At 62.9% G+C, this 20,997-nt stretch carries 19 protein-coding genes; 3 read left to right on the forward strand and 16 right to left on the reverse strand.

Going from position 1 to position 20,997, the window contains the following annotated elements:
• Positions 1-267: 267 nt before the first annotated feature.
• From AC0L15_RS28540 to AC0L15_RS28575, 8 genes are all read right to left on the reverse strand, one after another.
• Positions 268-1,314 carry a glutathione synthetase gene (locus tag AC0L15_RS28540; RefSeq protein ID WP_287250114.1) on the reverse strand — a complete coding sequence of 349 codons (1,047 nt, stop codon included), beginning with the start codon at positions 1,312-1,314 and terminating at the stop codon, positions 268-270.
• A 14-nt stretch (positions 1,315-1,328) separates the two neighbouring features.
• The gene (locus tag AC0L15_RS28545) at positions 1,329-3,197 is read right to left on the reverse strand and encodes a flavohemoglobin expression-modulating QEGLA motif protein (RefSeq protein WP_353813161.1); all 1,869 of its coding nucleotides are present in this window, start codon (positions 3,195-3,197) and stop codon (positions 1,329-1,331) included.
• Entirely contained in the window at positions 3,194-4,021 is an 828-nt protein-coding gene (locus AC0L15_RS28550; RefSeq protein WP_287250177.1) for an N-formylglutamate amidohydrolase, read from the reverse strand. The genes AC0L15_RS28545 and AC0L15_RS28550 overlap by 4 nt, the downstream gene beginning before the upstream one ends.
• A 129-nt stretch (positions 4,022-4,150) precedes the next feature.
• Positions 4,151-4,552, reverse strand: coding sequence for a GFA family protein (locus AC0L15_RS28555; RefSeq protein WP_287250118.1), 402 nt, complete (start codon positions 4,550-4,552; stop codon positions 4,151-4,153).
• A gap of 22 nt (positions 4,553-4,574) precedes the next feature.
• Positions 4,575-5,633, reverse strand: coding sequence for a Gfo/Idh/MocA family protein (locus tag AC0L15_RS28560; protein ID WP_287250119.1), 1,059 nt, complete (start codon positions 5,631-5,633; stop codon positions 4,575-4,577).
• 71 nt (positions 5,634-5,704) lie between these two features.
• Positions 5,705-6,490 carry a ThuA domain-containing protein gene (locus tag AC0L15_RS28565; RefSeq protein ID WP_287250120.1) on the reverse strand — a complete coding sequence of 262 codons (786 nt, stop codon included), beginning with the start codon at positions 6,488-6,490 and terminating at the stop codon, positions 5,705-5,707.
• 186 nt (positions 6,491-6,676) lie between these two features.
• A complete protein-coding gene (locus tag AC0L15_RS28570) occupies positions 6,677-8,242 on the reverse strand; it encodes a DUF2778 domain-containing protein (RefSeq protein WP_287250122.1) in 1,566 nt (521 codons plus the stop codon).
• 435 nt (positions 8,243-8,677) lie between these two features.
• Positions 8,678-10,117 carry an FAD-binding oxidoreductase gene (locus tag AC0L15_RS28575; RefSeq protein ID WP_287250124.1) on the reverse strand — a complete coding sequence of 480 codons (1,440 nt, stop codon included), beginning with the start codon at positions 10,115-10,117 and terminating at the stop codon, positions 8,678-8,680.
• 266 nt (positions 10,118-10,383) lie between these two features.
• Here AC0L15_RS28575 and AC0L15_RS28580 point away from each other — a divergent pair, with 266 nt between their 5' ends.
• A complete protein-coding gene (locus AC0L15_RS28580; protein ID WP_473497834.1) occupies positions 10,384-10,647 on the forward strand; it encodes a hypothetical protein in 264 nt (87 codons plus the stop codon).
• A gap of 343 nt (positions 10,648-10,990) precedes the next feature.
• The gene (locus AC0L15_RS28585; RefSeq protein ID WP_287250126.1) at positions 10,991-11,284 is read left to right on the forward strand and encodes a hypothetical protein; all 294 of its coding nucleotides are present in this window, start codon (positions 10,991-10,993) and stop codon (positions 11,282-11,284) included.
• A 46-nt stretch (positions 11,285-11,330) separates the two neighbouring features.
• Here the strand turns inward: AC0L15_RS28585 and AC0L15_RS28590 are convergent, their stop codons facing one another.
• Genes AC0L15_RS28590 through AC0L15_RS28600 form a run of 3 tightly spaced genes read right to left on the reverse strand, consistent with a single transcriptional unit; the run spans position 11,331 to position 14,376 of the window.
• Positions 11,331-12,602 (reverse strand): NAD(P)/FAD-dependent oxidoreductase, encoded by a 1,272-nt coding sequence (locus AC0L15_RS28590; RefSeq protein ID WP_287250128.1) that lies wholly within the window; start codon positions 12,600-12,602, stop codon positions 11,331-11,333.
• A complete protein-coding gene (locus AC0L15_RS28595) occupies positions 12,599-13,312 on the reverse strand; it encodes a methyltransferase domain-containing protein (protein ID WP_287250131.1) in 714 nt (237 codons plus the stop codon). Before AC0L15_RS28595 ends, AC0L15_RS28590 begins: the two co-directional genes overlap by 4 nt.
• Positions 13,309-14,376, reverse strand: coding sequence for a type III polyketide synthase (locus tag AC0L15_RS28600; protein WP_473497837.1), 1,068 nt, complete (start codon positions 14,374-14,376; stop codon positions 13,309-13,311). Before AC0L15_RS28600 ends, AC0L15_RS28595 begins: the two co-directional genes overlap by 4 nt.
• 887 nt (positions 14,377-15,263) lie before the next feature.
• On the opposite strand from AC0L15_RS28600, the gene AC0L15_RS28605 reads away from it, so the two are divergent.
• The gene (locus AC0L15_RS28605; RefSeq protein ID WP_287250135.1) at positions 15,264-15,932 is read left to right on the forward strand and encodes a phytochelatin synthase family protein; all 669 of its coding nucleotides are present in this window, start codon (positions 15,264-15,266) and stop codon (positions 15,930-15,932) included.
• A gap of 32 nt (positions 15,933-15,964) precedes the next feature.
• Here the strand turns inward: AC0L15_RS28605 and doeB are convergent, their stop codons facing one another.
• From doeB to eutA, 5 genes are read right to left on the reverse strand one after another with little or no spacing between them, the layout of a single operon-like run.
• Positions 15,965-16,966, reverse strand: coding sequence for a N(2)-acetyl-L-2,4-diaminobutanoate deacetylase DoeB (gene doeB / locus AC0L15_RS28610; RefSeq protein WP_473497839.1), 1,002 nt, complete (start codon positions 16,964-16,966; stop codon positions 15,965-15,967).
• A 5-nt stretch (positions 16,967-16,971) separates the two neighbouring features.
• The gene (gene doeA / locus AC0L15_RS28615) at positions 16,972-18,162 is read right to left on the reverse strand and encodes an ectoine hydrolase DoeA (RefSeq protein WP_287238636.1); all 1,191 of its coding nucleotides are present in this window, start codon (positions 18,160-18,162) and stop codon (positions 16,972-16,974) included.
• A gap of 38 nt (positions 18,163-18,200) precedes the next feature.
• A complete protein-coding gene (eutC, locus tag AC0L15_RS28620; RefSeq protein ID WP_287250139.1) occupies positions 18,201-19,193 on the reverse strand; it encodes an ectoine utilization protein EutC in 993 nt (330 codons plus the stop codon).
• The gene (gene eutB / locus AC0L15_RS28625; protein ID WP_473497842.1) at positions 19,190-20,182 is read right to left on the reverse strand and encodes a hydroxyectoine utilization dehydratase EutB; all 993 of its coding nucleotides are present in this window, start codon (positions 20,180-20,182) and stop codon (positions 19,190-19,192) included. The genes eutC and eutB overlap by 4 nt, the downstream gene beginning before the upstream one ends.
• A 4-nt stretch (positions 20,183-20,186) precedes the next feature.
• Positions 20,187-20,966: an ectoine utilization protein EutA gene (gene eutA, locus AC0L15_RS28630; protein WP_287250142.1), complete on the reverse strand. Its 780-nt coding sequence runs from the start codon at positions 20,964-20,966 to the stop codon at positions 20,187-20,189.
• Positions 20,967-20,997: the final 31 nt, after the last annotated feature.

Here is a 20,997-nt window from a genome sequence, read left to right on the forward strand (position 1 = left end):
TCAATCTCCTCTTACAACGAAGATTGAATCAGTGCTTCAGGACCGCTGCAACCCGGACTTTTTCAACACTATCGGTCAGAACTTGCCGTAGAAGTTCTCCGAACGAAGGCAGACAAGGATTGAACTCAGTCGTTCAGAGTGATTGGATTCTGCCCTAGTCTGGAAAGACCCGGCCGGCGTCTTCAGCCGAATGTCGCCAGAGTCTCAGTGCGAACCTCAACCCACTTGCCGGCCTAGTTGGCCTGCTAGCCGGCCTGCCTGCATCCCTCAGAGCGTCGCCAGCCGCGAATTTGTCATGGACTTTCCATAGGCTTGACGCAGCGTCCGCTTCTCCTCCAGCGCAATGATGACGCTTGTGGCAAAATCCGTCTTGTACATGACGGCGAGCCGTGTCAGCCCGCCTGGCGTGAAGACGTTGATCTCCAGAAGTTTTTCTCCGACGATGTCGAGCCCAACCAGAAACATGCCATCATTGATCAATTTGGGGCGCACCATCTCGGCAATGCCCAACATCGTGCCCGTTACCTTGACTTTGCGGGCTGTTCCAGCGGCATGGATATTGGACCGGACGTCGCCCTTGGCTGGAACGCGGCGAAAGGCTGCGTAATTGCCGTCGCGCACCAGCGGCAGACCGTTCATCAAGAAAAGACGCACGTCACCAGCCTTGGCCTCCGGAATGTAGACCTGCGCGATGAGATAGCCGTCACCACTGGCCGCTTCGAAAATCTGGTTGAGGTTGGAATCGGTGGGCGTTGCAATATGGAAGACGTTCTTGCCACCCGATCCTTGGAGTGGCTTGACGATGCAGCCCTTCGAGTGTTTGTCGATAAATGCGCGGATCTCGGTAATGCTGCGCGATATCAGGGTAGCCGGCCTGACCGCCTCGGGAAAAGACTGAAGGTAGAGCTTGCTCTGTGCTTGTCCCAGGCCATCCGGATCGTTGACGACAATCGCGCCGCGAGCCGCCGCGATCCGCCCGAACATAACGCCTGCGTTGGCGGCCCATGGCCGATCGGTGGCGTCCAGCGATGGATCGTTGCGCAGAAACACAATGTCGATATCGCTTATCGCCAAAGTCTTTTTCTGCTTCGCTGCATCCTTCAGGGCAGCATGCAGTCTGTCGGACGTCTTGTAGGAAGCATCCGGCAGAACCGCCACGCTGACAGCCAGACCGTCATCCGGACGCAGTATGAAGTCGCCTGGTTCAACATAGACAACGGAATGACCGCGCTGGACGGCGGCCAGCGCCAACGCTGTCGTCGTGTAGGCGGGCGTCTCGCTCTCAATGGAATTGACAAAGAACGCGATGCGCATCGAGGAGACTCCGCTCAAGTTTCAACCATATCGATCGGACCGATTCCCGCCATCGCTCTCTTGAGACGCGGACGCGCCGCGTCGGAAGAGAGGAACGCGGGCTCGAGGCGCGGCGCCCGCAGCAAGCCGCGCGCGTTGAGTTCCTGGATCGCTCCGAAATCCGCGGCGGAGATCTTGCCGATCCAAAACGGCGTGAGGCTGCCGCCGTCCTTCAGATGATCGAGGATCTGCACCATGCCCCGCAGATAGATGGCGTCCTTTGCAAGGCCCCCGCCTCGATAGACACGCAGAACGACGTTGAAGGCGCCGCGATCGTCGAGACCGAAATCCCTGTGGAGGATGCGGAAGGTCTCCTCGAATGTTGCTCCGTCGAGCATCGCCTGACAGGCGATAACCCTGGCCGCGATCAGCCTCAACCGCGCTGCGGTCATGCCGCCGACCAGATATTCCGCCAGCACGGCCAGTCCCTCCTGCATGCCCTCATAGCCGGCGAGCCCGTTGCGGAAGATGGCGAGCCCCTGCGCGTCACCGTTGAAATAGGTCAGCAGATGGACACCGATCTCGTGACTGAGCAGCGCAGTCAGACGCTCCGGTGGAAGGTTGGTATCGCGCGAAACCAGCAGTCGGTTTCGCGAGACCAGGAGGCCGGCCGGCAGGTCGCCGCGGATCTCCACGGAAGCATCGAATTTGGGGTAGGCGGCCCGGTATCCGGCGATCATGTCTCGCGCGGCCGCGGCAACGGCGTCGGCGCCCAGGCCCTTCTGCCGGGTGGCCGACGCAACGCTAGGCGCCTTTTCGAGAATGGCGCGTGCTCGCGCCGCCAGGCTCGGCTCGACGCTACCATAGAGAGCTCGTCCGAGTTCGACGAAGCGGGGCGTTTCGCGCGCCGCGAGCATCGACAGCTGGAGATCGAGTTCCTGCTGCTTTTGCGAGAGCAGCGTGGTCAGCAGCGGATCTTCCAGATGATCGAGCGAGACCGAATAGAGCTTCCGTTTCTGGCCGGCGACCTCGAACTCGAGCGGCCTGTAGAGCAGTACGGGCACACGCTCGAAGGCGCCTGCCTGGAATTCCAGCCAGGCTGGTTCGGCATTGATCGGTGTGACGGCAAGCAGAAAATCGAATGTCGACGCGACGTTGTCGATCGCCCGATCAGCGCGCACCACTGCGTCGATATAGGCGCGCCGCCCCAGCGAACGATGGGTTGCCGGCTGTTCCAGCCTTGATGCCTTCAGGAAGGCGCTGACGGCCTGAAGCGCGGAATCGACCATGTTGGCGACGACAAGGTCGTGGAGTTCGGGGTAGACGCGCTTGGTGCCAGGCACCCGGTAAATCGGTGCGAAGCGTACCGTCAAGCACGCCGCATCACCGAGATCATCCAGAAGCCGTGCTTCGGCGCGTGTGGTGGGGTTGAGTTCGTCGACGCGGGGCGTGCGGTATTTTGCCTCGCGTGCGGACGCAGCGGTGGCGAAGCGCTTCAGTGCCGCCTTCTCCGCCGCCGTGTCGCCGCAGGCCAGCGCAATCTCGAAGGGCGGCAGGAACGGAACATCCTCGGTCAGGAACCGGTCTTCGGCCAACTCGCCGATGTCCAGCATGAGGAAGGCGCCGCAGTGATCGCGCAGCCTTCGCACCACCAGCCGCGCGGCCTCGCGGGCGAGGCCGATGTCGGCCGCGATCAGATAGGACGCGTTGGCGGAGACGGCATGGAATGCCGCATCCTGATGCGACCCAACATGGACACACAGAAAGGGCAGCGGCCGATCCATGTGCAAACGGTTGCCATTGCCGAAATCGCGGCGGATTGGCTTGCCGTCCCGCAAAAGCGCGTCCAGGTCCGATTCGATTTGCGCCAATGGAGGCGCGGGTTCAACGAGCTTGGGCTTCATCGCATGGCCCGCAGCGCCGACTCCAGGACGGGCATCGTAGACGCCAGCATGGCGCGCAGCCGCTCGATTGTTCCCCAGTCGGGTTCGCCACTCCATTCGTCCATGAAAATCTTCTTGAACTCGACGGCGATGGCACACCCGGTTTCCGGAAAATTGGCATGGACGAAACGGGTCTGTTCGCCCTTGCCCTGGAAGGACACATTCTCGCGCACATCGATCGGCTCTCCGTTGAGACGCTGGCCGCGAAGCGTCTCGATGAAAGCGTCGACGACCGGTGCCCAGCGCTCGCGGTCCATGGAAGACGTACCGATGTTGATGTCGGGCGCGACGTCACGGGACGTAGGCATAGCCTCCCGTCCGTCGCGCCGGTGATTATAACTATGGACGTCGATGAGAACGAACCTGCCATGGCGCTTCTCGATACCGGCAAGGACACGGTTCAGCTCACTGTAGAAGGCGTCGTGAAAGGAGAGAGACTCCGTAACGATGTCCTCGTCCGGCTGCTCTCGCCAGACTTTCAGGCCCCAGGACTGGTCCGGCGACCGGTAGACCGCAGCGTCTCGCGCACGGTTCAGATCCACTTGGAAGCGTGACCGATGAACGATGATCTGGGTAGGAAAATCGGCGATGAAACGCTCGGTGAACGGGTCCTCTTCTCTACGCCGGTCGGGATCGGAGAGACACATGAGCGATCGACAAGCCCTGCCAACGTCGGTGCCGCTGTGGATAGCTGTACCGACTATAGGCGACTCTCCGAGCTTGATCGTCCAGCCTGCCGGTGATCCACCCCGGTCATTGCTGCCCAGATCATTGTTGGAAGTCATCGTGTTCACAGTCCATCGAATGCGTGGAGAGTGTGGACGGTTCCAATTCATCGAACAAGCGATCGTTGGCTCGCCCTGGATCAGCAGGCTGAACCGTCCAAAAACGTCAGCCGAAGGTGGCCGACGGCTTCAGCCGAACGTCGCCAGAGGCTCAGTGCGGACCTCGACCCACTCGCAGCGCCGGCTGTCGTGATAGAAGGACAGGAAGGGCGGCGGGAACGATGGGTCGGCGAAAGCCCCCACCGGAATGGCGACCAGACCGGGCTGGACATCGATCCGGTAATGGACAGTGGTGCCGCAATCCGGGCAGAAACTGTAGATGACACGGCCGCCTTCGTCGCCAACGCGCGTGAACTCCGCCGCTCGTCCCTGGATCGACACATCATTCTCCGCAAACCGCGCATTGAAGCTGAACGCGCTGCCGGTGCGCCGCTTGCAGGCCAGGCAATGGCAGACAGAGACGCGTACAGGCTCGCCCGAACAGGTGGCTGACAGCTGACCGCAGGAACATTGGGCGCGGCGCGTGACCATGGCTGGCCCCTTTCAGCGAACATCAATGGGTTTCGGCATGGGCCCTCAGCTCCGCCCTCTTCTGATCCGACACCACGGCAAGATCGAGAACCTTCTGCAATTCGGCCGCGTGGCGGAACGACGGCTCGGCTTGAACGCCGCTGCGCACCGCATCAACGAAGCGCTGGTAGTTGGTCGCCACCGTTCCGGCATCGAGACCCTTCCATTTTGCGTTCTCGATGTTCTCGCCCATGCACGCTTTCAGCTCCGAGCCGGTCAGATTGTGCACGACCTCGATCCCACCCTTGTCGCCATAAATGCGCAGCCGCAATTCGTTGAGATGACCGGTTGCCCAGCGGCTGGCATGGACGACGCCGAAGGCGCCGTTGCTGAAATCCAGCGCCATGGTGAAGCTGTCATTGGCGTCGAGCTCGTACTCGCCGATCCGGTTGCCGGGCGCCTTGTCGAAGGACCTGAGGCGGCAGAACACATGGTCGATGTCGAGCGCCGCGCCATAGCTGGCGAAATCGAGGATATGGATGCCGACATCGCCCAGCACGCCATTGGAGCCGTGGCCGCGCGACAGCCGCCACAGCCATTTCGGATCGGTACGCCAGTCGCCCCAGAACTTGGAAACCAGCCAACTCTGCAGATAGGACGCTTCGACGTGCCTGACCGTGCCGATCTCGCCGGCAAGCACCATGGCGCGCGCCCGTTGCAGCGGGGCGACGTTGCGATAGGTCAGGTTGACCATGTTGATGATGCCGGCTTGCTCGGCGGCATCGGCCATTTCACTGGCCCGCTGGTAATTTTCGGCCAGCGGTTTTTCGCACAGCACCGGCTTGCCCGCCGCGATCAGCATCATGGTGGTCGGATGGTGGATGCGGTCTGGCGTCACGTTCGCCACCGCGTCGAACTTGTCCCATGCGAGCGCGTCTTCCAGCGACGCGAACCTGTTGGGGATTGCGTAGCTGTCCGAAAACTTTTCGACACGCGCGCGGTCGAGATCGACGGCGCCGACCAATTCGACGCCTTCGATCCTGCTGAACTGCCTAGCGTGTTCCTCCGCCATCCAGCCGGTGCCGAGTATCAGGAGACGCATGATTCTTATCCTTAGGATGAGGCCTTATCTTCTTGTTCGATTTTTCAGAACCGAAGCTTCGTGATAGCGGTCTAGCGAAACCCGGCTTCGCCCGCGGCATGGAGTTTTCCGCCGCGCTCGGTGATCGGCTCGAGCGCCTTTTCCACCGGCACGTTCGGCGCGTCGAGGATGGCTGGATGCGAGCCCTGCGGGTTGTGCGCCCATTTCACCGCATTGCGCAGCACTTTTTGGACATTCGCGTCGTGATAGGTCGGATAGGTCTCATGGCCGGGCCTGAAATAGAAGATGTTGCCGGCGCCGCGGCGCCAGGTCAGCCCCGACCGGAACACTTCGCCGCCCTGGAACCAGGAGATGAAAACCGTTTCCAGCGGTTCCGGCACGGCGAACTGCTCGCCATACATCTCCTCGTTCTCGAGCTCGAAATACTCGCCGATCCCGGCAGCGATCGGGTGGTTGGGGCTCGTCACCCAGAGCCGCTCGCGCTCGCCGGCCTCGCGCCATTTCAGCGTGCAGGGCGTGCCCATCAGCGTCTTGAAGATCTTCGAGAAATGGCCGGAATGAAGCACGATCAATCCCATGCCTTGCCAGACGCGGCGCGCCACGCGCTCGACGACTTCGTCGGCGACGGCGCCATGGTCCTTGTGTCCCCACCACACGAGGACATCGGTTTGCGCCAAACGGTCGGCCGGCAGGCCATGCTCCGGTTGCTCAAGCGTCGCCCAGGACACGGAAATTTCGGGGTCGAGCCTCAGCGCATCGGCGATCGTTGCGTGCATGCCCTCGGGGTAGATCCCTGCCACCACCTCATTGGTCCGCTCATGGATATTCTCGCCCCAAACGACAGCGCGTATCGTCATGACATCCTCTTGATCGGTTGAAGCCGCCGCCCCGGCCCGGTCAGTCATAGTATCCTCAGCCGGGATTGAAAACGGTTTCGAGGCTGGCTGCTGACAATTGGCTGGAAGTCCGCGGGACAGCGCCCCTCTCTGTCCTGCCGAACATCTCCCCCCACAGGGGGAGATTGGATGTCACGCCGGCTCGGGCTAGCCGCGCACGACGAGGCGTTTGATCTTTCCCTTCTTGAACGCGGCGAGGAAGCTGGCGTAGTCCTTGAAGACGACGCAGCCGCTCGATTCCCCGCGGCGGCCGCGCAGCAGGTAGGTGTGCGCAAGAAAGCCGTCCCGGCCAAATTTGTTCTTGCCGTCGATAGGAGTGAGACGCAGCGCCTCCACCCCATGGAAACGCGATTCGCGCAGCCTCAGATCGTAGGTGTGAGGCGGTGTCGGGCCGGCATTCTTGCGATTGGCGTAGCGAGGCTGGTCGGCCATCGAGCCCAGTCCCGAATGCGCCTCGAGCCGCGAGCCGTCCGGCATATAGACGGTTTTCGCCGAGATGTCGTAGACGGCGACGCCGCTGCCGGGCTTGGTGAACAGGTTGCCGAAGACCCCGCCGCCGCCCGCCGGGCTGTCGGGTTTGGCATAGGCCAGCATGTCTGCGGCCTTCGATCGCTTGGCCGGCTTGCCCGGGCTGCTTTGCATGCCCCGGCTGCCCTGCATGCCCGGGCTGCCCTGCATGTCCTCTTGCATGCTTGGTTTCGCCGCCGGTGACGAACTCCTCGGCGACAAGGCTGGCGCCCGGGGCATCTCGACCTGCGGCGCGGCGGCGGTCTCCACCTTGTTGGCTTTGGATGGCTGAGACTGGGCCTTGGCGGCCCTCGATGCCTGGACCTTGGGCGCATTGGCCTTGGGTGCCCTAACCTCGGGTGCCCTAACCTCGGGTGCCCTAACCTCGGGTGCCCTAACCTCGGGTGCGTTGACCTCGGACGCCTCGTCTGACTGGTCGATTTCCGCCTGCGGACGCCAAGTCGGCAAGGGAACGCTGCCGGGCATTGCGTCCTGCGGCGGTAGCGACGCCATCTGCACCTCGCCCTCTTGCGTGGCAGCAGAATCGGCCGTCGTCGCCTGCGGCAGCACGTCGATCATCGCTTCCGGCAATGCATTCGCAAGCGCCAGCGCCAGCGCCAGCCGGGAGGATCGGTCGATTTCCGCAATCTCGGGCCCGAAGCGCACCGACGCGGGACCATGCTGATCGGCCAGGCGCACCGGCTCCGCAAAGCGCTGGCCCGTCGGCAGACTGACGACCGCAAACGGCGCGGCCCCGCCGGAGGCGCGGGCAAAGGCAGCAGCAATCTTTTCCGGCGATAGCGCCGCATTCGCCACCACCCTGTCGAAGCGCGATTGCGGTGAGATTTCGGCGACAAGCTGCACAGCATCCGGCCGCGCTAACGGCTTGAGACGCGCTACCTTGCCTTCATGCTCGAAGCTCGCGGCGGCCTGCGCGCAGCCGGCATTGCATCGGCCGAGCAGCGACGCCTCACGCTGCCGGCTTGCCAATGACGGCGCCCACCAATTGGCCCGTGGATTGACAAGTGTGTGTCGGGGATCGGCGAGCGCCATGGAGCGCGGCGCGAGCAGGTTTTGCGGAAAACTGTTGGAGGCGGCGGTGAGCGAAGTTCCCAGCGAATGGAGGCCGGCCACTGTGGCAGCCGACCACAGCGCGATCGCAGCGCCAACAACGGGAATCGCGACCCAGCGCAGGCCGAGCCTCATCGAGGGCAATCCACTATCAGGATTGTCACCCCGGTTATTCAAACGCATCAACGCCATACAACCAAACCTCAATCGGCCTTGCGGCATGCGGGCTCGCAGCCGTCACAATCACAGTCGCCTGGTGCCCCCCGGCACGCTTCACGTCTGTTGCCGATTGAATCAAAAGATGGACAAACTTGGTTAACCAATCCCTCTACCGATCGCCGATTAGGCGAAGGTCTATGTCAAAAAAGGCTCCCTCCAAAACTATGAAAATAGCGGAAATGCCCTCCATGCCAGGCTTTGCTGCCCGTTTTTGCAGGCCGAGTCAACAAAGCGAAAGGATTAGACCTTGCCTGGGCGGCGTCAGCTAAAGGCTGACACCTGCCAGCGCATGATCCGAAACGAGGCCCGCGTCCTCCGTTGGAGGCGCGGGCCTTGTCATACCTGCGCAGACTATGCGGCACGCTGCGCTTCCATCGGCCGCAAATTCTGGTTCATGCGGAACAGGTTCAGCGGATCATATCGCTGCTTGATTTCCAGCAGCCGCCGATAGTTGCCGCCATAGGCTGCTTCGACCCTGTCGACCTCGTCCCCGGGCATGAAGTTCACATAGGCCGTGCCGGCGGCATAGGGCTTGGCTGCTTCATAGAGACCCCGCGCCCAGTCGATGCAGGCCTGGTCCATTTCCGGTTCGCGCCAGCGGGCGTGGACATTCATGACGTAGTGCGCGCTGCGTTGCGGAAACGCCGTTGCATCCGCTGTCACCCGGCCCGCGGCACCGCCGACATGGCCGATGAAAATCTCGCATTCGGGGCCGGGAAGCCTGGGTATCGCCGCCGTGACGACCTCCACCGCGCTGTCGGAAAGCTCGGTGAAGTCATGGCTCTTCCAATAGTTGCGGGCGCCAGGCGTCAGCAACGGATCGAATGCCTTCTGCCAGCCGGTGAACGGGTTGGGACCGACCACGTCTGCAATCGGTGTGCCGATGGCGCGAAGCCTCTGTGTCGCCTTCTCACCCTCCTGAAGGTCGCCGCAATAGCACATGGCCAGGACCAGCACCTCCTTGCCATGCCATTCGGCCGGCAGGAACGGCAGCGGCGGCGCCTGCCGCATGACCGCCCAGCAGGTCAGCTCATTGGGCGCTGCTTCGAGCGCCGCTCGGTATTCCCGCAACACGTTTTCGGCATCGGCGAAGGGATGAACGACAAGCCCCGACAGCACCTGCGGACCGACTTGGTGGAGCTTGAACTCGAAAGCCGTGACGATGCCGAAATTGCCGCCGCCACCGCGCAGCGCCCAGAACAGATCCGGATTCTCGGTCTGGCTGGCGCGCAGCAGTTTGCCCTCGGCGGTAACCACGTCAGCGCAGAGAAGATTGTCGATAGTCAGGCCGAACTTCCGCGTGATCCAGCCGAAGCCGCCGCCCAGCGTCAGGCCCGAAATGCCGGTCGTCGAGTTGATGCCGGTCGGCACCGCCAGTCCGAAGGCCTGTGTTTCCGCGTCGACGTCGGCGAGCGTCGCGCCAGGTTCCACCCATGCCCGCCGCGTCGCCGGATCGACCCGCACCGACTTCATCGGCGACAGATCGATCATCAGGCCGCCGTCGCAGACGGCGCTGCCGGCGATGTTGTGGCCACCGCCGCGAACCGCGACGAGCAGCCTGTTTTCCCTGGCAAAATTGACGGCGGCGATAACGTCGGCGGCACCGGCACAGCGCACGATCAGCCCGGGCCGCCGGTCGATCATGGCGTTCCAGACGCTGCGTGCGTCGTCATAGGCGGCGTCGCCTTCCCTCAGCACGGTGCCGCGCAATTGTGCCGAAAGCGCCTCCAGGGCCGCGGCATCGACCGTCGTCTTGCCGCGTTCAAGCGTGGTGAGGCTCATGCTATCCATGGCTTTCCTCCCGATGTTTTGAGCCGTTTTCCCTCCACCCGTTTCCAAGTCTGCCTTTATATTAGAAGTCGCGCAAGTTCATGATCGCTCTGGCCGGCATTGCGCAACCCGCATAACGGTCAGCTCTCATTGAGCTAAAAGCCGCCGGCAGGCCAAGCCGAAATGAGTGCTGGATCGCTCTAGACGATCTCGTCGGTTCGATCGGAGGAACTACGCAGCGGTCCGCGGAGTTAGGCGTACAGCAACCAGTGCAGAGGAGAGCTCTGATGGCACCGCGCAGAAAACCCGACGATCCATCCGAAGGCCCGACCATCGAACAGCAGGATTGGGACGCGATCAAAGGCAGTAAAATTCTACCAGACAGCGTGCCGGGAAACGGCGACATCCGTTACGATCTCGACAAAGAGGCTGAACTGCCCGAGGAAGACGACGACAATCCGTACCAGGACAGCGACGAGGCGCTGCCGGACGACGAAGAGGACCGCGCCCTCTCGCGCAACCCCTCGAGGCAGGATATCGACGAGCCGTGAACGGCAGCAGTTCAATACCGTGGCAGCCGCACGGTTTCGGCCAAATTCCGTGAAAGTTCCTCCAGCGACAGAAAGGCCCGGCGGGGAGGAAGCGCCGGGCCTTTGTCCGAATGCCGTGCGATCGGCTGTCACAGCCGCTAGAGTAGAACGACTGCGCTTCCAACCGTGGCCGGTGGTTGTTGTTCCATCGAAACCGAAAAACATGGCGCGGTTTGCCAGCATTGCTGCTTGAATCGCCTTCGGCCCGACCGTCGATCACGATTTCTGTCTGAAGGAACAACTCCAAAAAACGCTCGTTGGATAATCATCGCAACCAGCGATGCAGCTCTAATGGAGACCGACCATGATGAAAAAAATTCTTTCCGCAACGACACTCAGCATTGCCCTTGCCACTTCGGCGATCGCGCAATCAAACGGCACTGGATCCGGCGCCAACGATCCGGGAGCGGCCACCGGGACAGGCACTGGCACCATGGCTCCCGGTACCGATAACGCAACTCCTGCCGATCCAAACGTAACCGGTTCAACCACCGACGGCGGCGACGGCATGAGTGATCGGTGCAAGGACGTAGTGGAGGCTGATAAGAACACTGCCGGTGGCACTGCAACCTCGGATAGAGAGGATTGCCCCGAGTAACGGGGCCAGGGCTCGCTGAGGCCGTGGTGGCGCACCGCGCGACCAGTCAGACAAAGCCGGGAACCGGCTTTGTCTTGCCGCTCAGTTGCGCACCCAACGTTAGCGCTTGCGGGAAATTCCGGATAATTGCCGCCATCCAGGTTGCGCTGCCTGGACTAACGGCAATCGCGGCAACTGCAGCGGCGGCGTAGAGCCGTGTTGAAAACAGACTTTTCCAGGCCGCCTCGTAGCGTCTGCCGGCCATCTCGCGCCCTGCACTGCCGCGTGGCGCGCATGAGAGTTCGCAGGCCAGCAGCCAGCCGGACTGAAGCGCCATCGAGATGCCCTCGGCGATGACAGGGTGAGACTCTCCGGCCGCATTGCCGACGCGAAAGATGTCGCGTTCGTAGCAGGAGCGAATTCCCGGCCGGATCGGACCTGCGGCAAGCCAAGGCCCGTCGGCGTCAGCAGACTCTAGCGCATCCCTTACTCCCCGGCATGATTCCATCAGATGACGGGAGACCGCCTCGGCGGCCGACAAATGGCTCTGGTGCCTGGGGTGTTTGCGCAACCGTGCGAGCATATCGCGCCGAATGCAGCACGAGATGGACAGCCGGCCATGATCCGCCGAAACCATGCCGCCATAACCGCCAGGAAACACCAGCAGAGGCATCAAATCAGGCGCCAGGGACGACCCGGTGAAATGCGCCTTGAAGCCGAACAGGTCCGAAGGGCGGTTGGTCTTTCCGAGCTGGCTGGGCAGCGGTCCTGGTTCCCAGGAGCCGTGTGCGGCGACAATCACCGGCGCGCGCAACATCGTCGTTTCGTTTCCGGCTTGAATTCCCACCAATTGCGCCTCGCCATCTGGGTCGATGGCGACGGCGCGGCAAGGCTGAAAGATTTCGACGCCCGCCGATCGCGCCGCCTGCAAAAGCAGACAGTCGAAAATATCCCGGCCAAGCGCCCGGCCGAAACCATCTTTTTTCTCGCGGGGCCTATCTTTTGCAGAAGGCCCATCTTTTGCGGGAGGCCCATCTTTTGCAGGAGGCCAGTCTTTTGCAGGAGGCATTGCCGCCTCGGCGCAGGTCTCGCCGGAAAACAAGCCGACGCGGCGGATTTCGGGGCCGGCATTGGCACGCCACGCTTCGCCGATCTCCAGCTGGTCCAGAAGCGCAAGATTGCTTGCCGATATATATTCGCCGCAGACCTTGCGGCGCGGGAACACGCTCTTTTCCACAATAGCCACGGCCCATCCGCGCCGGGCCAGCGTCAGCGCGACGGACGTGCCCGCCGGGCCGGCGCCTATGACGATCGCGTCATGGGTCGACAATCGAGTCATAGGTCATGACCGGCGCCGGTGCCGACGAAAATGTGGGAAAAAAGGCCGGCGCGCCGTTCCTCGACCGGTTTGCCGTTTGCCGCGAGCCAGAGACCGGAAAGCTCGTTGCCGCGAAAGCCGGCACGCACACTTTGAGCCGCGTCGTTTCGTGTGACGTCATTGGCGCCGATTGCCGGGAGAAGGCGGGTCGCGGCCAATGCCAGTTTGGTCCGCAACGGCTCTGTCGCCAACAGCAGCGGGGCCTTCGGCGCCATCAGCGAAAACAGACGCACGAGCTCGCCATCGTCGAAGTGATGCAGAAAGAGATTGACGGTGATCGCGTCGAACCGCGTGCCCGCATTCTTTCTCGCCCAGTCGAAGACATCGGCGGTGACGCCTTCGACCATCCATCCCAGCCTGTCGAAATCGGCACGCAATTGCGCGGTGATGAGGTCGACGCGGTCGAGCATTACCAGTTCGACCCCAGGCCAATGCCCGGCCATGCGATGCGCCAACGCCAGCATGAAGGAGCCATCGCCGGCGCCGATCTCCAGAATCCGGCGCGGTGGCCCCGGCACGAATTTCTGCAGCAGCGATGCCATGATCCTGGCCTGAAACATCAACGCGTTGATGCGACGGAGGTCACGACGCGCGGCAAGCGCTCGCGGATCGTCGGCCGCAAGTCCGTCGAGGATTTCCGGCGCAAGCTGGCGGTGCTCCAGGCTGCTCATGACGCCGTTCGGAAAAGCATGGTTTCGGCCGCCAGCCCGGGTCCGAACGACATGCCGCAGCCGAGCATGCCTGATGGCGCCTTCAACATCTCTTTCATCACGAACATGACGGTCGCCGACGACATGTTTCCATATCGGCGCAACACCTCGCGCGAAGGCTCCAGCGCGGTGGGCGCGAGTTCCAGGGCCCGTTCGACGGCGTCGAGCACCGAACGTCCCCCCGGGTGCACGGCCCAGAGATCGATCGCCTCGGTCGGCCGACCGCCGAGGATGGCGTCGTGATTGCTCCGCAACGCTTCGTGGATTGCTGCCGGGACCTGGCCGGAAAGAACCATTTCGAAGCCGTGGTCACTAATGCTCCAGCTCATCAGATCCCGCCGCTCACCCGCCACGATGCCGTAGAAGCTTTCGAGCTCGATGCCGTGCGGCTCGGCAGTGACGAGCGCAGCCGCACAGCCATCGCCCCAGAGGCAGAACGACAGCAGCTTTTCCAGTTCACTGGTTTCCCGCAGATGCATCGTGCAGAGTTCGATATTGACCAGCAGGACCCTGGCCTGCGGGTCGGAGCGGACGATGTGGCGGGCAAGCTTGAGGCCGTTGATCGCCGCGTAGCAGCCCATGAAACCGATCATCGTGCGTTCGACCGTGTCCGGCAGGCCGCATCGCCCAACCAGCTCCAGGTCGATGCCTGGCGCTGAAAAACCGGTGCAGGTGGTAACGATGAGATGGGTGATGCGGGAAGCGCCGCCACCAAGCTCCAATCCGTCGACGCCTTTTTGCGCGAGAACAGGTGCGGCATGACAGAACATTGCCATTCTCTCGGCCGTTCCAGGAAAGGCGCCCCGGATGAACTTCCCGGCCAGATCTGCTGATGGTCCTTCGGGGTCGCCGGCAGGTGCAAAGCAGGAATAGCGGTGCTCGATGCCGGAAACGTCAACCATGCGTTCGAAAATTCTTCGGCGACCGGCCGCAAGCATGGAGGCGGCGAAACGCAGGTAGAATTGATGAACCTCGTGCTCCGGCACCGCTGTCGCGATCCGGTTAATATACGCTTTGGCCGGCATATACGGTCTCCTCGGCGTCGCGCACGGTATTTTTCAGGACCACCGCCGGAGGTTGTTTGGTCATCGGCACCAGGTGTCGGGCAGCAGACATTGAGTGTTGCTGATGAACGTTTCTGAGAACTGATTTCATCCCACCTTTGCTGTTGCCAGGCGATGCTGCAGTTCGCCGGCATTAGGAACATAGGCACCATTACCGAGGAGTCCACAGAAGTGCCCGCGCTTCGGGCCGAGGCGCCATCGCTTCCGGCCCTCGGTAGGCGCGGTATTTTTCTGAGCGATGGAACATTAGCGCATACTAACGATTGTAGGGTGACAGCGAATATCTCCCGGATGTTGGCTGCTGGACCGGGATCCCGGTCGGCCCGCGCTCCTCCAGAGGCGCGGGCCTCCGGTCCAAAGAGTAATTGGCGGCTTAGGCTCAGTTTGGAACGAGAACGCCGTGAGGGCGTTCGCCATAATTATCGCGAGCCGCCACAGGCTCGCGGCAAAGATAAAGGAGAGCTGTCATGAACAATATCATCTGGCTGGTCGGGGCCGTCGTTATCGTAATTGCGATACTCAGCTTCCTTGGCCTTCGTTAGGTTCGCCTTTAGCGACGCCTACGCCGAGCAAGTCGTAATTTGGGTCGTCTCTGGAAGCCTGAGGTTTGCAGGCGCAGCAGCTATTGGCGCTAGCGAAACGACCTCGCCTTTCACCGGCGAAGTTCCCTGCCTGATCCATACTCTCCCAGACGCAGCGCTCACGGCGATGAGCGGTGGCAGCCCGCTTGGCAAGCGGCCGGCTTCAGTTGCTGCCGGACCAGATCGCGACTGGCCTGGTGCGGCGCCGATTGACGTTGCTGTGCCTTTTCTTCATTCTCCTGTTGCTGCCTGCTCCGAGATTCAGCAATGAAGCGCAGTCTCGCTTTCGGTGTGATTGTGATCGCCGTCGTCGGCGTGCTGGGCGGCGCCGCACTTTTGATTGCCGGCCAGTCCAGAGTTTCACAAGACGCGATCCAGTCGTCGGTTAGCCGCACCGCTGAATTGATCGACAGCGCCTGGAAGCTGCCCGTGGCTGCCACCTTCAGTGCCGAGGTCACATGGCAATCAAACGGATCAAGGTGCGGCCCGGCAAGTGTCGCAAACACATTCCGCTCCATCGGCGAGGAGGAGACAACCGAAGCCGAAGTCCTCGCGGGAACAGGAATGTGCTGGACCGGCTTTTGCGTCATCGGCCTCACGCTGGATGAGCTTGCCGAGGTCGCTCGAACGAACACCAAGCGGAAAGTCTCCGTGCTTCGGAATCTGAGCGCCGATGCATTTCGCGAGCACATGAAGCGCGCCAACGATCCCGGCCGCCGTTACATCGTCAACTTTACCCGTGAGAAGATTTTCGGCGCCGGCGCTGGCCATTTTTCCCCGGTCGGAGGATATCTGGAGGCCGAGGACATGGTCTTCGTCCTCGATGTAAACGAGGACTACAAGCCTTGGCTGGTCGAGCGTGAGCGCCTGTTCTCAGCCATGGACACAATCGATAGCGATGGCGACAAGAAGCGCGGCCTGCTGCTGATCGAGTAGCATTGTCGCAAGCAGTGTCGATTGCCTTGCCTTCAATCGACCAGCACGGCGACCACTGCGGTGCAGTCGCCCGCCTTGACCAGTCCGGGGAAATGGCGGGCAGCCAATAGACCCGACATCCTTGCCCTGATCTCCTGAGGTGCGGCACCGGTGCGGCCGGTGGAATGGATGCGCGCCAAGACCTGGCCCTCCTCGACAGGCTCGCCGAGATCGATCATCGTTTCGATCATCCCTTCGTCTTCGGCAAACGAGAAGCAATCGCCCGACGGCATGTCGAGCCAGCGGGTCGGCTGCATCTCCACCGCTCCGGCGACAATGCCGGCATGGCGCAGCACATTGAGCACGCCACGACGGGCGATCCGCACCGTTTCCGCGCGGGCAGTCCCACCGCCGCCAAGCTCTGTGGTGATGAACAGCTTGCCCATCTCTTCGGCGGCAGTGTCGAACATGCCGACCGCATCAATCTCCAGCATCTTCATCGACCACGGCGCCGAGAACGCTTCGACCGCGGCGAACCCCTTCGCCTCCAACTCCTTGTCGGGCCGGATATGGGCGGCGCAGAACGGCACGAAGTCGAGCGTCTTGCCGCCGGAGTGGAAGTCGAGCGCGATGTCTGCGCGGGGGAGCAACTCACGTTGAAAATAATCGGCGATCTTCTCGGTCACCGTGCCGTCAGGCCTGCCGGGAAAGCTGCGGTTCAAATTGCCCTTGTCGATCGGCGAGGTGCGGGTGCCGGCGCGGAACGCCGGATAGTTCATTGCCGGCACGATGATGACCGTGCCGCTGACTTGCTTGGGATCGAGCGTGCGGGCGAGATCGTAGAGCGCCAGCGGCCCCTCATATTCGTCGCCATGATTGCCGCCGGTGAGCAATGCGCTTGGCCCGCTGCCGTTGCGGATCACGCAGATCGGGATCATCACCGATCCCCAAGCCGAATCGTCACGGCTGTAAGGCAGCCGCAGGAAGCCGTGCTGTACGCCGTCGCGGTCGAAATCGACGGTTGGCGTGATCGGCGATGGACGAAGGCTGGACATCGGGCTCAACCCTTCACCACCAGTTTGCGCGGCACATTGGCCAGGCACTCGACCCCGGTCTCGGTGATCAGGATGGACTCGGTGATCTCCAGCCCCATCGTCTCCAGCCACAGGCCGGTCATGAAATGGAAGGTCATGCCCGGCTTCAGCTCGGTGCGGTCGCCGGGGCGCAGGCTCATCGTGCGCTCGCCCCAGTCCGGCGGATAGGAAAGCCCGATCGGATAGCCGGTGCGGTTGTCCTTGACGATGCCGTATCTCTTCAGCACCGCGAAGAAGGCGTTGGCGATGTCCTCGCATGTATTGCCAGGCTTTGCCGCGGCCAACCCCGCCTCCATGCCTTCCAGTGTCGCCTTTTCGGCATCGAGGAATTCCTGCGTCGGTTTACCGAGGAACACAGTCCGCGAAAGCGGACAATGGTAGCGGTTGTAGCAGCCGGCGATCTCGAAGAAGGTGCCCTCGCCCGACTTCATCGGCCGGTCGTCCCAGGTCAGATGCGGCGCCGACGCATCGGCGCCAGACGGCAGCAGCGGCACGATCGCCGGGTAGTCGCCGCCAATCTTTCCCTCTGGCCCGTCGACGCCGCGCGTGCCGGCATCATAGATCTCGGCGACCAGATCGCATTTGCGCATGCCGACTTCGATCTTGTCGACGATGCGCTGGTGCATCGCTTCGACGATGCGGGCGGCCTTGCGCATGTAATCGATCTCGGTCGGGCTCTTCACCGCGCGCTGCCAGTTGACGAGTGCCGTAGCGTCGACGAAGCGGGCATTGGGCAGATGTTTCTGCAGCGATGCGAAGGCAGCGGCCGAGAACCAGTAATTGTCCATCTCGACACCGATGCTGAGCTTGCCCCAGCCACGATCGGCCAGCACCTGCGACAGAAAATCCATCGGGTGGCGTTCGGTCGACTGCACATAATGGTCGGCATAGCCGACGATGTTGTCGTGCGCGAGATAGGCGGTGCGCTTGGCGCCGTTGGCGTCCTGGCCGCGCCCGTACCACACCGGTTCGCCCGACGGCGGCACGATGACGGCCTGGTGCACGTAGAACGACCAGCCGTCATAGCCGGTCAGCCAGGCCATGTTGGACGGATCGCTGACAACAAGCAGATCGACGCCCTTGGCTGCCATGGCCTTCCGGGTCTTGGCGAGGCGATCCGCATATTCGCCGCGCGAGAATTTTAGATTGGGCTGCATTGTTCTTGGTCCTCGTTTGTTGGGCCTTGCGGCCGGCATCAGCTTTCGAAAATCGTACCCGTCTTGGCCGCCCGGGCACGGTCGCGGGCGAGCGTGGCGATCGCCGTGTCCTGCACGCCGGTGCCGGTGAGGTCGGCAATGGTGATGTCGCTGGCCGAACGGCGGCCATGTCTATCGCCGGCGATTATCTGGCCGAGCTCTGTGATCTCGGCATCGGCTGCCATCACCCCCGTCGCGATGGCATGATGCAATTCGCCCAGCAGCCGCGTCTGCTTCGCGCTGTCGGCGACGTAGAGATCGGCCATGCGCAGGATCGCCGGCGCGATCTCGTTCTTGTGCTCGGCGTCCGAGCCCATAGCGGTGATGTGCTGGCCGGCCGAGACGAAGCCGGCCTTGATCAGCGGTTCGGTCGACGGCGTCGTGGTGACGATGATGTCGGCGCCGGCCGCCGCCTTTGCCGCGTCGGGCTCGGCGCGCACGACGATGCCCAGTCTTTCGCGCAATGCATCCGCCGCGGCTTCGGCCTTGACGGCGTCCCTGGCCCAGATGCGGGCCTCGGCGATCGGCCGCACCAGCATAAGCGCCTCGAGCTGCAGCCCCGCCTGGACGCCGGCGCCGAAGATCGCGGCGACAGAGGAGTCGGTTCGCGAAAGATGTTTCGCCGCGACCGCTCCGGCCGCCGCCGTGCGGACATCGGTCAAATAGCCATTGTCGAGCAGCAGAGCCTCGACCAGCCCGGTTTTTGACGACAACAGCACCATCATGCCGTTGACGCTGGGCAGGCCGAGCTTCGGATTGTCGAAAAAGCCGGGACTGATCTTGATGGCAAAACCATCGATGCCAGGCACGTAGGCGGTTTTGACGTCGACCTCGCCGCGATGCTCGGGAATGTCGAGCCGCAGGATCGGCGGCATCGCCACCGGCAAGGTGGCAAGCGCCCGGAACGCATTTTCGACGCACGCGACGGCATCGAGATCGAGCTTCACGATCGCGCGCAATTCGGCTTCGGTCAGTATCGTCATCCGGCTCATGCGGCGCTCTCCTCAATTGCTTCGCCACAAACGACTTTCCTGTGCAGCGTCATGTCGATATTGCGGCCCGACAGAATGAGCACAGTGGGACCGCTCGCCCTGACCTTGCCGGCAAGCACGGCGGCGATGCAAACCGCGCCGGCGCCTTCGACGATCTCGCGCTCCTGATCATAGGCATGGCGGATGCCGGCGGCGATCTCGTCCTCGCTGAGCAGGATAACATCGTCGAGCAGGTCGCGGCACATCGAGAAGGTCAGCCGGTTGTCGAGGCCGACGCCGCCGCCGAGCGAGTCCGCCAGCGTCGGCAGTTCCTCGACCAAAACCGGATGTCCGGCATCGAGGCTTGCCTTCATCGCCGCACCCCGCGCCATCGAAACGCCGATGACCTTCGTGCCGGGGCTGACGCCCTTCACGGCAGCGGCGACACCCGCCGCCAGCCCGCCGCCGGACAGCGGCACCAGCACCAGGGCAGCGTCCGCAACCTGCTCGATGATTTCCAGCCCGAGCGTGCCTTGCCCGGCGATGATATCAGGATGGTCGAAGGGCGGCAGCATGATCAGCCCGTCTTCCGCGACCAGCCGGTCGACCTGCTGCTGCGCATCGTCCTGGCTATTGCCGACGATGCGGATCTCGGCACCAAGCCGGCGGATTTCGTCGAGCTTGTTCTGCGGCACCAGTCGCGACATGCAGATCGTCGCGCGCATGCCTTCGAGCTTTGCCGCATGAGCCAGCGCCCGGCCGTGATTGCCGGTCGAGGCGGCAACCACGCCGCGCGCCTTCTCCTCGGCGTTCAGCGAAGCGATGGCGTTCGAGGCGCCACGCAGCTTGAAGCTGCCGGTGGTCTGCCGATGTTCGAGCTTGAGATAAACCGGCGCGCCCAAGTGCCCGAAAAGACTCGGGGAAAGCACGGTCGGCGTGCGCTCGACCTTGCCTGCGACGCGCTCGCGGGCTGACTGGATATCGGCGAGGGTGATGGGCGCAGGTGTCATGGCCTCATTGTCCCAAAGGCAGGGTCATCAGACGGCCGAATTCGGCGCGCGGCTCGTCGTCGCCGCAAAGCCGCAGGCAGTTCCAGGCGGTCGCCTGGTTGCTGGTGACGACCGGGCGGCCGATCGCCTCTTCCATGCCGACGACGGCAAGTGCGGCCCGCAGCGCCGTGCAGGACACGAACAGCGCGTCCGCTTGCGCATCAGTCGCCTCGCGCGCCAGATCGATCAGCGTGGCCGGTGCAATCCGCGCCATCTCGCGGTCGTCGTCGAAGCCGAGACAGGTGAAGCTGGCGATCTCGAACCCGTGCGCCGCGAAATAGGCGGCCATCGGCCGGCTGGTCTCGACAGTATAAGGAGTGAGAATACTGATCGTCCTGGCGCCCAGCGCCTTCAAGCCGCGCAGCCCTGCCATCGGCGGCGTAACCACGGGTACGCCGGGCTTGGCCGCCTGCACCGCCGCCTCGATCTCGGCATCGCCGATGACGACCGAGGCCGAGGTGCAGGAATAGCAGACCGCGTCGAGCGGCTCATCAGGCAGGATGAGCGCGGCGCCCGCCGTCAGCGACGGCTGCATCTTGCGCAAATTGTCCGGCGTCGTCGGATTGGCGTAGGGTATGCGCGCGACATAGACGCCGATCCGATCGCTTGCCACCATGCGACGAAAATCCTGTTCGGTCGTATGGTCGGTGGCAAGGATGATCAGGCCGACGCGCTTTTCCAGCGGACGCGCGTCGAGCGCCGGCCGTGTCGAGTGCAAGCGGATGTCGACTGGAGCGGTCACCATGCGCTCCTTGCCAACGGTTTGGTCGAAGGAA

It is taken from the genome of Mesorhizobium sp. WSM4846, from assembly GCF_055811415.1.